The sequence below is a fragment of the Delftia sp. CH05 genome, assembly GCF_009827015.1.
GTDB lineage: Bacteria > Pseudomonadota > Gammaproteobacteria > Burkholderiales > Burkholderiaceae_C > Comamonas > Comamonas tsuruhatensis.
The window spans coordinates 195,114-207,371 of record NZ_WUMG01000002.1 but is presented as its reverse complement, the minus strand read 5'-3'; the positions used below and the strand labels follow the sequence as shown (position 1 = coordinate 207,371).

The window sequence follows — 12,258 nt, the reverse complement described above, 5'->3', positions numbered from 1 at the left end:
ATCCCTGATTTTTGGATGTGTTATTTGTTTTTAACAATCAATGACTTGCATGATTTTTAGAATCCGACAACCGCACCAGAAGGTCTCCTCAGGAGGCCTTTTTTCATTTCCGTGCCCCGATTCCGGCAGCCGCTCTTCAGTGGCCGGTCAGGCCTGGACCTTGAGGCGGATCTCGGCCACATCCCAGCCCTTGGTGCGCAAGTGGGCGGCCATGGCCGGCAGCAGCTGGCGTATCTTGGCCGCTGCCGCGTTGTTGCGCACCAGCAGGCACCAGGTGCTGCCCTCGATGGGGCCTGCCTGCAGGCTGTCGCGCAGCAGCGGCGGCACCAGGGGCAGGATGGCCGTCAGGCGATTGCTGGAGTCGCGTGTGAGCTGGGCGAGCCGGGCCAGTGTCGGCGAGTTCTCGACAGCGTGCAGGGCGGTGACGGCGTGATTGCGGCGTGTGAAGGTCATGGGCTCGAAGGCTGGTCAGGCAGCGTAGGCATGCGCCAGCCGGGACCCTCGTTATAGCAGCATCTGCAGGGCGGCGCGGGTCCGGGAATTCGGGTTCAGGGCTCTGCGGCCGCATGCGTCGGCCTGCCTGGAAGAGGGTTGGACAGAGACAGTTAGAATCAATTGTTCGGTTCTCGCTTCAGCCCGGCCGCATGTGTTCTCCAGCAGGGTACTTGCAGGCAGGTGGAGCGGCCCCATCTGAAATCCAACAATCTAGGGATTCCAGGCACACCGCAGTCCGCTTCAGCGGGTGGCGGTGTGTCTTTTTCGCATGGCCACCAACTTCCTCACCAAACTATTCGGCAGCCGAAACGATCGGCTTCTCAAGCAATACCGCAAGACGGTCGTTCGCATCAATGCGATGGAGCCCGACTACGAGAAGCTCAGCGACGAGGATCTGCGCGCAAAGACGCAGGAATTCAAGGAGCGTGTGGCCAAGGGAGAGTCGCTGGACGACCTGCTGCCCGAAGCCTTCGCCGTGGTGCGCGAAGGGTCCAAGCGCGTCATGAAGATGCGCCACTTCGACGTTCAGCTGCTGGGTGGCATGGCGCTGCACTACGGCAAGATCGCCGAAATGCGCACCGGCGAAGGCAAGACGCTGACCGCCACGCTGCCGGTCTACCTGAACGCACTGTCGGGCAATGGCGTGCACGTGGTGACGGTGAACGACTATCTGGCCAACCGCGATGCCACCTGGATGGCCAAGCTGTACAACTTCCTCGGACTGTCGGTGGGCATCAACCTGCCCAACATGCCGCGCGAGGAAAAGCAGGCCGCCTACAACAGCGACATCACCTACGGCACGAACAACGAATACGGCTTCGACTACCTGCGCGACAACATGGTCTACGAGTCGGGCGACCGCGTTCAGCGCGTGCTCAACTACGCCATCGTCGACGAGGTGGACTCCATCCTGATCGATGAGGCCCGCACGCCGCTGATCATCAGCGGTCAGGCCGAGGACCACACGGCCATGTACGTGGCCATGAACAAGATCGTGCCCAACCTGGTGCGCCAGGAAGGCGAGGCTGATCCCCGCACGGGCGAAGGCGTGACCAAGCCCGGCGACTTCACGGTGGACGAAAAGAGCCACCAGGTATTCCTGACCGACCAGGGCTACGAAGCCGCCGAGCGCCTGCTGGGCCATGCCGGCATGATTGCCGAGGGCGCCTCGCTCTACGACCCGGCCAACATCACCCTGGTCCACCATCTGTATGCGGCGCTGCGCGCCAACAACCTCTACCACCGTGACCAGCACTACGTGGTGCAGAACGGCGAGATCGTCATCGTCGACGAGTTCACGGGCCGCCTGATGGCGGGCCGGCGCTGGAGCGATGGCCTGCACCAGGCTGTCGAGGCCAAGGAAGGCGTGACCATCCAGGCCGAGAACCAGACCATGGCCTCGATCACCTTCCAGAACTATTTCCGTCTCTACGGCAAGCTGGCGGGCATGACGGGTACGGCCGATACCGAAGCCTACGAATTCCAGGAAATCTACGGCCTCGAAACCGTGGTGATTCCGCCCAACCGTCCCAGCAAGCGCGACGACCAGCTCGACCGCGTCTACAAGACCACGCGCGAGAAGTACGAGGCGGCGATCCGCGACATTCGCGAATGCCATGAGCGCGGCCAGCCCGTGCTGGTGGGTACGACCTCGATCGAGAACTCGGAAATCATCGACGAGCTGCTCAACAAGGAAAACCTGCCCCACCAGGTGCTCAACGCCAAGCAGCACGAGCGCGAGGCCGACATCGTGGCCCAGGCTGGCCGTCCCGGCATGATCACCATCGCCACCAACATGGCCGGTCGTGGTACCGACATCGTGCTGGGCGGCAACATCGAAAAGCAGGTTGCGGCTGTCGAGGCCGATGAATCCCTGTCCGAAGCCGAACGCCAGCAGCGCATCGAACAGATGCGCGCCGACTGGAAGATCGAGCATGACAAGGTTTCGGCCCTGGGTGGCCTGCGCATCATCGCCACGGAGCGCCACGAATCTCGCCGTATCGACAACCAGCTGCGTGGCCGTTCGGGCCGCCAGGGCGACCCCGGCTCCTCGCGCTTTTACCTGAGCCTGGACGATGCGCTGATGCGCATCTTCGCGGGCGACCGTGTGCGCGCCATCATGGACCGCCTGAAGATGCCCGATGGCGAAGCCATCGAAGCCGGCATCGTGACCCGCTCCATCGAAGGCGCTCAGCGCAAGGTCGAGGCCCGCAACTTCGACATCCGCAAGCAGCTGCTCGAATACGACGACGTGTCCAACGACCAGCGCAAGGTGATCTACCAGCAGCGCAACGAGATCCTCGATGCCTCGGACCTGCACGAGATGATCACGGTGATGCGCGATGACGTGGTGTCCGACCTGGTGCGCCAGTACGTGCCCGCCGAGTCCATGGAAGAGCAATGGGACCTGGCCGGCCTGGAAAAGGCGCTGGAAAGCGAATGGCGCATCCAGCTGCCGCTGCAATCGCAAGTGCAGTCCGCGCACGCCATCACCGACGAGGAGATCCTCGAGAAGGTGCTGCAGGCTGCCCGTGAAGTGTTCGAGGCCAAGGTTGAGCTGATCGGACGCGAGAACTTCACTCAATTCCAGCGCGCCGTGCTGCTGCAAAGCTTTGATACCAACTGGCGTGACCACCTGTCCGCGCTGGACTATCTGCGCCAGGGCATCCACCTGCGTGGCTATGCCCAGAAGCAGCCCAAGCAGGAATACAAGCGCGAGGCTTTCGAGCTGTTCCGCCAGCTCATCGACCAGGTCAAGACCGAAGTCACGCGCGTGCTGATGACCGTGCAGGTGCAGTCGCGCGAACAGGTGGAGCAGGCCACCGAGGCCATGGAGCAGCGCAGCGCCCACAGCCTGGAGCACATGACCTATGGCGCTCCCTCGGATGGCGACATCGGTGGCTCCGTCGAAGACGAGCCGCTGGAGTTGCCCGAAGGCGCTCGCGTGGGCCGCAATGATCCCTGCCCCTGCGGCAGCGGCAAGAAGTACAAGCAGTGCCACGGCAAGCTGTCGTGATGCGGCCGGCGTCGTAAGACGCCGCAAGACACGGAAAACGGCACGGATGCACTCCGTGCCGTTTTCTTTTTTAAGGTCGATGAAATACGTGCCGCTCCGGTTTGTTCCGATAATGGAGCGCGTTTTTCTTTCACTGTAGGAAGCCCCTCAATGCCTGTGAATCTCTCCGCTCCCGTGCACGCCGACCTGTTGGCGATCGACGGCGTTCGCATCGGCGTCACCGAAGCCGGTGTGCGCAAGGCCAACCGCAAGGACCTGTCCGTGTTCCTGCTCGACGAGGGCGCTTCGGTGGCTGGCGTGTTCACACAGAACCGTTTCTGCGCAGCGCCTGTGCAGGTCAGCCGCGAGCATCTGGTTCAGACAGCGGGCGCCATCCGTGCCATGGTCATCAACACAGGCAATGCCAATGCAGGCACCGGCGCCGACGGCCTGGCACGTGCGCGCCGTACCTGCGCAGATCTGGCAGCTCTGCTGCAGCTCAAGCCCGAGCAGATCCTGCCGTTCTCCACTGGCGTGATCATGGAAGAGCTGCCCGTGGATCGCATCGCCGCCGGCCTGCCAACTGCCATCGCAGCAGCCAAGGCCGACAACTGGGGCACGGCCGCCGAAGGCATCATGACCACCGACACCCTGCCCAAGGCCTTCAGCCGCGCCGTGGACATTGGCGGCAAGCGTGTGAGCATCACCGGTATCAGCAAGGGTGCGGGCATGATTCGCCCCAACATGGCGACCATGCTGGGCTTTCTGGCCACCGACGCCGCCATCGCACCTGAGCTGCTGCAGCCTCTGGTCAAGGAGCTGGCCGACGGATCTTTCAACCGCGTGACCATCGACGGCGACACGTCGACCAACGACTCCTTCGTGCTGGTCGCCACGCACAAGGCCGGCAATGCGCAGATCACTTCGCTGACCAGCGCCGAAGGCCAGGCCCTGAAGGCTGCATTGCTGGATGTGTCGCGCCTGCTGGCCCAGGCCATTGTGCGCGACGGCGAAGGCGCCACCAAGTTCATCACCGTCAAGGTGGAGGGCGGCAAGACCGAGGCTGAGTGCCGCCTCGTGGCCTATTCCATCGCGCATTCACCCCTGGTCAAGACGGCGTTCTTTGCCAGCGATCCGAACCTGGGCCGCATCCTTGCGGCGGTGGGCTATGCTAGCATCGACGATCTGGACCAGACCAAGATCGACCTGTACCTGAACGATGTGCATGTCGCAGTCAATGGCGGCCGCAACCCTGCCTATCAGGAGGAAGACGGCCAGCGCGTGATGAAGCAGCAGGAGATCATCGTGCGCGTGCTACTGGGCCGAGGGCAGGCCGAGCAGACCGTGTGGACCTGCGATCTGAGCCACGACTACGTGAGCATCAACGCCGACTACCGCTCCTGACTCTCCACCCACCGTGCCGCCGGCAGCCGCAGGCCTTGTGCTTGGCTGCTGCCAGCTTTCAATGGCGGCCGGCGCGCAAAGCTCTGGCGTTGGCATGAGATCCATCTCGATTCCCGGGCATATCCAGCGTCGGTGGCCGTGAGATCCGTATTCGAGAGACATCCATGACATTGCCCACAGAAGCCGTCGCCGCCCCCTTGCTGCAACTCGTGCAGCGCGCCGAGCAGCTGATGCAGCGCATCGAGGCCATCCTGCCCCAGCCGCTGCAATCCCCCGCCGACTGGAGTGCCGCCATCGCCTGGCGCTACCGCAAGCGCGCCAATGGCTGCGGTCTGCTGGAGCCCGTGCGCCATGTCGGCGCCATGCAGCTGTCCGACCTGCAGAACATCGATGTGCAAAAGGACAAGATCGCGCGCAACACCGAGCAGTTCGTGACCGGCCGCACGGCCAACAATGTGCTGCTCACCGGCGCGCGCGGCACGGGCAAATCCTCGCTGATTCGTGCCTGCCTGCATGCCTTTGCGTCGCAGGGCCTGCGCCTGATCGAGGTGGACAAGGCCGACCTGACCGACCTGCCCGACATCGTCGATGTGGTGGCCGGCCGGCCCGAGAAGTTCATCATCTATTGCGACGATCTGAGCTTTGAGGAAGGCGAGCCTGGTTACAAGGCCCTGAAGTCCATTCTGGATGGCTCGGTCAGCGCCGCCAGCCCGAACGTGCTCGTCTATGCGACCAGCAACCGCCGCCATCTGCTGCCGGAGTACCAGTCCGAGAATCTGACCTACCAGCGAGGCGAGGATGGGGAGCTGCATCCCGGAGAGGTGATCGAGGAAAAAATCTCGCTGTCCGAGCGTTTCGGCCTGTGGGTGAGCTTCTACCCGTTCAGCCAGGATGAGTACCTGCGCGTGGTGGCACAGTGGCTGGAGGCCCTGGGCCTGGACCAGGCCACGATCGAGGCGGCACGCCCGGAGGCCCTGGTCTGGGCGCTGGAGCGCGGTTCACGCAGCGGTCGTGTGGCCCACCAGTTTGCGCGCGACTATGCGGGCCGTGCCGAGCGCCCGAGTCAGCACCAGACCGGCATCGCCGATGTCCAGGGGTTGGCTGAAGAGGCTGAACTCTGAGCACCTGCTGCCTGGCCCTGGGCTGGGCAGACTTTTTTGCGAAAGATCAAGTGACTGAAAAAGAAATCTCCCCCAAGGCCCGCGCTGAGGCGGCCGAGTCGCAGGCGCCAGTGCGGCGCAAGCACACCGAAGTCGCCGTCGGAGTGCTGCTTCGCGAGTCCGATGGCGCGTTGCTGATCACCAGCCGTCCGCCGGGCAAGCCGTATGCAGGCTACTGGGAGTTTCCGGGCGGCAAGATCGAAGCCGGCGAGACCGTGGAGCAGGCCTTGCGCCGTGAGCTGCAAGAGGAGCTGGGCGTAGAGATCGCGGCCGCTGAAGCCTGGAAGGTGACCGAGCATGACTATCCACATGCCCTGGTGCGCCTGCACTGGTGCAAGGTCACGCGCTGGAGCGGGAAGTTCGAGATGCGTGAAGGCCAGCAGATGGCCTGGCAGCAACTTCCGCTGCAGGTGCATCCGGTGCTGCCTGGAGCCTATCCGGTGCTGCAGTGGCTGAGCGAGGAACGCGGGCTGCCTTTCGATGCCGGGTTCTACGAGGCAGGCCAGCCGAAAGCCTGATCGGGCCTGATCAAGGCTCGGTGCGAGGATCACCGAAGGGCGCATCCTCGGGCGGCATCGGTGCAGGCACGCGGAATTCCTCATTGGCCCATGCGCCCAGGTCGATCTGGCGGCAGCGTTCGCTGCAGAAGGGGCGGAAACGGTTGGCTGGTGCGAACAGGCTGGGGCCTGCACAGGTCGGGCAGCGCACCGTGGGGCCGGCAGAAGAGAGGCTGGCGGGCTGGGGGGCGGGGGCGCTCGAGGGCATGTCGGCCGTCTTGTCCATCAGCTGCAAAGCGTGACCTCGAACGAGGCATCTTCGCTGCAGGGTTGAGGCTTGGCGCCGTTCTCGGGGCGGAGCAGGCGCACCGAAACCAGCAGGCGGTTGCCGCTGATCTCCGGAACCAGATTCAACGACGGGTCTATGCGCAGGCGCAGCAGCTGAAAGCTGCGGCCGGGCGGCATGGCCTGCTGGAACACGCCTTTTTCGGCAGCCACCCATTGCGGCACGCCGGTTTCGCGCAGCAGCTTGAGCAGCAATTGCAGCGACTGACCCAGCGGGGTCAGGGTGCTGGCCCAGTCCTCCAGATCGCGCAGGCGTATCTGGGGATCATGGAACTGCCAGGCGTGATAGGCAGGAAGGTCGAAGCCGCAGGTGCCGCCGGGGATGCCGATGCGGCTGCGCACGGCCATCAGCCACTCGTTTTCAGTCAGGGTCTGGCCGGCCTTGCCGTTCTGGGCATTGAGCTGGGCAAAGCACTGCTCCACATGGCGTGAGACCTGGTCAAGCATGTGCTCGGCAATGTCGGGATTGCCGCGCAGGCTGTCGAGCAGGCTTTTGTGGCGCTCAAGGTCCTTGAGCACGTCCGTCTTCAGGTCGGTACGTGCCGCTACGTCCATGATCTCGAAGATGGTGACCAGCGCAAAATGGTGATCGATGGAATGAGCGCGCGACAGCAACTCGCTCAGGCGGCGATATAGCTGTTCCAACCGGAGGTAGGTCCTCAGGCGCTCATTGAAAGGATATTCGTACAGGATCACGCTTGCTGGGCTCCTCGGGGTGCACAGGAATCAGCTGTCTACGTCGTGCACATGCTGAATTACACGCACAGGCCAAGCCATGGCGTGCATCATAGCCCGAACCATGCAGAGATTCGATCGGTGCATGCGCGCAAAGCCTCTATCGTCATGGCCTCGTCGTTGTAGAGCACCCAGTCGGCGGCTGCCAGCCGTGCCGCACGTGTGGCCTGGGCCGAGATGATGGCCTGCACCGCCTCGCGTGGCAATCCGTTGCGCGCGATCACGCGAGCGATCTGCGTTTCGGTGCGGCAGTCAACGACCAGCACCGCATCAAGCATGGCAGGCCAGCGACCGGACTCCACGAGCAAGGGAATGTCATGCACGATGAGTCGGCACCCAGCCACTGTGGCCTGCTCCACGTGCCGGGCCGTCTGCTGCGCCACGAGGGGATGGACGATGGCCTCCAGCTGCTGTCGTGCCGAGGGCTGCTGAAAGACCAGTTCGCGCATGCGCGTGCGGTCCAGGGCGCCGCTGGCATCAATCAGTTCGGGCCCGAAGACGCGCGCTATCTCGGGCAGAGCAGCACCTTCGGGGGCGGTGAGGCTGCGAGAGATCTGGTCGGCATCGATCACGGCCGCTCCGCGCAAGCCCAGTTGCGCTGCGACGGTGCTCTTGCCGCTGCCAATGCCGCCCGTCAGGCCCAGCCGAAACGGGCGTGCAAGCAAGGGCGGGGCGATGCTGGGGGCCATGCCGCAGTGTTGAATCAAAGGCCCAAGGCCGCCAATAGGGATTGCAGCATCTGCTGCGGTCCGAACACCATGGCTGCAAAGCCGGCGCCCGCCAGAAAGGGGCCGAAGGGAACATAGCCGCCCTCACGCAGGCGGCTGTTGATCTTCAACGCGATGCCCACGATGGCGCCAATCACCGACGAGATCAGGATGATGGGCACGAGTGCCTGCCAGCCGAACCAGGCGCCCAGCGCGGCAAACAGCTTGAAGTCGCCGTAGCCCATGCCTTCCTTGCCGGTGGCCAGCTTGAAGGCCCAGTAAACCAGCCACAGCGAGAGATAGCCCGCTGCAGCGCCCCATACCGCGTCGGCCAGAGGCACGGCGGTCCAGTGCAGCGCCGACGACAGCAGTCCGGCCCACAGCAAGGGCAGGGTGATGTCGTCGGGAAGCAGTGTGGTGTCCCAGTCGATCAATGCCAGGCTCAGCAAGGCCGCACTGAAAAGGCACCAGGCAGCGCCTGTGGGCGTGATGCCCCATTGCGCCGCACAGTAGGCAAACAGCGCGGCGCAGGCCAATTCCACCAGCGGATAGCGGATGCTGATCGACGCCTTGCATTCGGAGCACCGGCCCCGCAGCGCCAGATAACTGAGCACGGGAATATTCTCGTACCAGTGGATGGCATGGCCGCAATGCGGGCAGCGCGAGCGGGGGCGGCTCAGGCTCAGGGGCGCCTCGGCAGGCGGCGGCGCTGTGGCGGGCGGTGGCGTGGCGGAGGATGAAGAGTGCTCTTGCGCCCATTGGGCGCATTCCGCATTCCATTGCTGCTCCATCATGCGGGGCAGCCTATGCACCACCACGTTGAGAAAGCTGCCAACCAACAGGCCCAGCAGGCCGCCCAATGCAGCCTGCATCCAGAGTTCCAAAACCATCAGACCACCTGGCCCAGCTTGAAGATGGGTAGATACATCGAAACCACGATGCCGCCGATGAGGGTGCCCAGGAAAACAATGATGATGGGCTCCATCAGGCTGGACAGGCCAGCCACCATGTCATCGACCTCTTCTTCATAGAAATCGGCCGCCTTGCCCAGCATATGGTCGATGGAGCCGGATTCCTCGCCGATGGCGCACATCTGCAGCACCATGGAGGGAAAGACATTGGCATTGGTCATGGCCACGGTGAGACTGGTGCCGGTGGAGACTTCCTGCTGGATCTTTTCCGTGGCATTGGCGTACACGGCATTGCCGGATGCGCCGCCGACAGAATCCAGTGCCTCGACCAATGGGACACCCGCGGCAAACATGGTCGATAGCGTGCGCGTCCAGCGTGCGACGCAGGATTTCTCGATCAGCACGCCAAAGACCGGCACCTTCAGCAGCGTACGGTCCATGAATTGCTGCATGCGCTCGTTGCGCTTCCAGGCCTGCATGAAGAAGTAGAGACCGCCGCCAATCACGCCGAAGATCAACCACCACCATTGGACAAAGACATCGCTGATGCCCATCACGAACAGCGTCGGCGCCGGCAGGTCGGCGCCGAACGAACTGAACACTTCCTTGAACGCCGGGATCACGAAGATCATGATGATGGTCACGACGATGAAGGCCACGACGATGACCGAGATCGGGTACATCAGCGCCGATTTGATCTTGGACTTGATGGCCTCGGTCTTCTCCATGTACGTGGCCAGGCGGTCCAGCAGGGCTTCCAGGATACCGGCCGCTTCGCCCGCCTCCACCAGATTGCAGTAGAGGCTATCGAAGTACATGGGGTGCTTGCGATAGGCCGCGTTCAGCGAGGTGCCGGTCTCCACGTCGGCGCGAATATCGGCCAGAAGGCGCGTCACGCTGGGGTTGGTGTTGCCCCGTCCGACAATGTCGAAGGCCTGAAGCAGCGGGACGCCCGCCTTCATCATCGTTGCCATCTGGCGGGTGAACAGCGCAATGTCCTTGGGCTTGATCCTCTTGCCGCCGCGTGTGCGGCGCTTCTTGATCTTGCTGGGCAGCACGCCCTGGCGGCGCAGCATGGCCTGGACCTGGTTGATGCCCCCGGCCCGGGTCTCGCCTCGGATGATCTTGCCGTTGCGATCCTTGCCTTCCCATTCGAAGACAAATTCCTTGATTCCCTTGGACGCGGCTGTGGCCATCGTGCTCCCTCGTTTGTTGTCTGCGCTGTCCGCGCTATTTACTCATTGGTGACTGCCAGCACTTCTTCGAGCGAGGTCAGTCCCTGTCTGGCCTTGTGCAAACCCGATCCACGCAGCGACCGCACGCCTTCGCGCTTGGCCTGTGCGGCGATCTCCAGCGCACTGCCGTCCTGCAGGATGATGCGCTGGATTTCCTCGCTGATAGGCATCACCTGATAGATGCCTACGCGGCCCTTGTAGCCGTTGTTGCATGCCGGACAGCCGACGGGCCTGTAGGTGACCCAGCTGCCGTCAATGTCCGCATCGTCGTAGCCTGCATCGATCAGGGCCTCCCGCGGAATGTCAGCCGGCTCCTTGCATTGAGGGCACAGGCGCCTGGCCAGGCGCTGGGCGGTGATCAGGATCACGCTCGATGCGATGTTGAAGGGCGCAATGCCCATGTTGCGCATGCGCGTCAACGTGGTCGGTGCGTCATTGGTGTGCAGGGTGGACAGCACCAAGTGGCCGGTTTGCGCTGCCTTGATCGAGATGTCGGCCGTTTCCAGATCGCGGATTTCACCGACCATGATGATGTCGGGATCCTGGCGCAGAAAAGCCTTGAGCGCAGTGGCAAAGGTGAGGCCGGCCTTTTCGTTCACATTGACCTGGTTGACGCCGGGCAGGTTGATTTCCGAAGGATCTTCCGCCGTGGCGATGTTCACGCCGGCCTTGTTCAGCAGGTTCAGGCAGGTGTACAGCGACACTGTCTTGCCAGAGCCGGTGGGGCCTGTGACCAGAATCATTCCGTAGGGGCGGCTGATGGCTTCAAGCAGGCGTGCCTTCTCCTCGGGTTCATAGCCCAGGGCGTCGATGCCCATCCTGGCCGAGCTCGGGTCCAGGATACGGATCACGATCTTCTCGCCGAAAAGCGTGGGCAGCGTGCTGACGCGAAAGTCGATGACGCGGTCCGGGCCGACCTTGAGCTTCATGCGCCCGTCCTGCGGGACACGCTTTTCCGAGATGTCCATGCGCGAGATCACCTTGATGCGCGAGGCCAGCTTCTCCTTGATGGCAATGGGCGGCGATGCAATTTCACGCAGCTCGCCGTCAATGCGAAAGCGCACGCGGTACTGGTGCTCGTAGGGTTCGAAATGCAAGTCCGACGCGCGCATGTTGAAGGCGTCGAGCAGCATTTTGTGCAGGAACTTGACGATGGGCGCATCTTCGACGTCTGCTGCGGCCGAGTTGTCCTTTTCCTCTGCCACCTCATCAGGCTTGAGGTCGCCGAACTCGAAGTCGCCGCTGCCGCCATAGCTGTCCATGGCCTCGCTGGCGCTTTTGTTCTGCTGCGCGATCAGCCGCTCCAGCTTGTCGGCCTCGACGATGATCCAGTCCACGCCCAACTGGGTGGTGAACTTGATCTGCTCGGCGGCTTCCTGCTGCGTCGGGTCGGCGGTGGCCACCGTGAGGCGGTTGCCGCGCTTGCTCAGAGGCAGGACGCGATAGGTGCTGATGATCTTGGCGTCCAGCAGATCCTGCGGCAGGCGCATGGCGTCGACCGCATCAAGATCGAGCAGCGGCGCGCTGAACATGGTGGAAACCGTCTCCGCCACTTCCAGGGCAGAGAGGGTGCCGGCGACGCTCAGTTCTGCAATGAACGAGGTGCGATTGGTGGCGGCCTTGCCGGCAGCCGCTTCCGCTGCCTGTTGCGATACCTTGCCTGCTGAGATCAGAGCCCGCCCGATGCCGGGAAGCGATGCGACAGCGGATGCATTCTTGAGCGAGGAGTCAGCAACAGCCATGTAGCAAGACGTGTGAGAGGAAAGGACATTTA

Annotated in this window: 11 protein-coding genes; 4 read left to right on the top strand and 7 right to left on the bottom strand. The window is 63.3% G+C overall.

From position 1 onward, the window contains the following. Window positions 1-147: 147 nt before the first annotated feature. Window positions 148-453: a hypothetical protein gene (locus GRX31_RS02775; RefSeq protein WP_016445601.1), complete on the bottom strand. Its 306-nt coding sequence runs from the start codon at window positions 451-453 to the stop codon at window positions 148-150. Window positions 454-763: 310 nt separating this feature from the next. On the opposite strand from GRX31_RS02775, the gene secA reads away from it, so the two are divergent. From secA to GRX31_RS02755, 4 genes are all read left to right on the top strand, one after another. Then, window positions 764-3,511, top strand: coding sequence for a preprotein translocase subunit SecA (secA, locus tag GRX31_RS02770; protein WP_016451020.1), 2,748 nt, complete (start codon window positions 764-766; stop codon window positions 3,509-3,511). Between the two features lie 150 nt (window positions 3,512-3,661). After that, entirely contained in the window at window positions 3,662-4,894 is a 1,233-nt protein-coding gene (argJ, locus tag GRX31_RS02765; RefSeq protein WP_160851364.1) for a bifunctional glutamate N-acetyltransferase/amino-acid acetyltransferase ArgJ, read from the top strand. A 164-nt stretch (window positions 4,895-5,058) separates the two neighbouring features. Further along, the gene (locus tag GRX31_RS02760; RefSeq protein ID WP_160851362.1) at window positions 5,059-6,015 is read left to right on the top strand and encodes an ATP-binding protein; all 957 of its coding nucleotides are present in this window, start codon (window positions 5,059-5,061) and stop codon (window positions 6,013-6,015) included. A 50-nt stretch (window positions 6,016-6,065) separates the two neighbouring features. Then, window positions 6,066-6,572 carry an NUDIX domain-containing protein gene (locus GRX31_RS02755; protein ID WP_160851360.1) on the top strand — a complete coding sequence of 169 codons (507 nt, stop codon included), beginning with the start codon at window positions 6,066-6,068 and terminating at the stop codon, window positions 6,570-6,572. 10 nt (window positions 6,573-6,582) lie between these two features. On the opposite strand, the gene GRX31_RS02750 is transcribed toward GRX31_RS02755, so the two are convergent. From GRX31_RS02750 to pilB, 6 genes are all read right to left on the bottom strand, one after another. After that, window positions 6,583-6,837, bottom strand: coding sequence for a DNA gyrase inhibitor YacG (locus tag GRX31_RS02750; protein ID WP_016451023.1), 255 nt, complete (start codon window positions 6,835-6,837; stop codon window positions 6,583-6,585). After that, window positions 6,837-7,592: a cell division protein ZapD gene (gene zapD, locus GRX31_RS02745; RefSeq protein ID WP_016445607.1), complete on the bottom strand. Its 756-nt coding sequence runs from the start codon at window positions 7,590-7,592 to the stop codon at window positions 6,837-6,839. Before zapD ends, GRX31_RS02750 begins: the two co-directional genes overlap by 1 nt. Window positions 7,593-7,681: 89 nt before the next feature. Beyond that, complete coding sequence (gene coaE / locus GRX31_RS02740; protein WP_160851358.1) at window positions 7,682-8,320, bottom strand: dephospho-CoA kinase; 639 nt, start codon at window positions 8,318-8,320, stop codon at window positions 7,682-7,684. 14 nt (window positions 8,321-8,334) lie between these two features. After that, entirely contained in the window at window positions 8,335-9,228 is an 894-nt protein-coding gene (locus tag GRX31_RS02735) for a prepilin peptidase (RefSeq protein WP_160851355.1), read from the bottom strand. Beyond that, the gene (locus GRX31_RS02730; RefSeq protein ID WP_017405526.1) at window positions 9,228-10,445 is read right to left on the bottom strand and encodes a type II secretion system F family protein; all 1,218 of its coding nucleotides are present in this window, start codon (window positions 10,443-10,445) and stop codon (window positions 9,228-9,230) included. Before GRX31_RS02730 ends, GRX31_RS02735 begins: the two co-directional genes overlap by 1 nt. Window positions 10,446-10,483: 38 nt before the next feature. Further along, on the bottom strand, window positions 10,484-12,226 hold the full coding sequence (gene pilB / locus GRX31_RS02725; protein ID WP_034364744.1) for a type IV-A pilus assembly ATPase PilB: 1,743 nt from the start codon (window positions 12,224-12,226) through the stop codon (window positions 10,484-10,486). Between the last annotated feature and the right edge of the window lie 32 nt (window positions 12,227-12,258).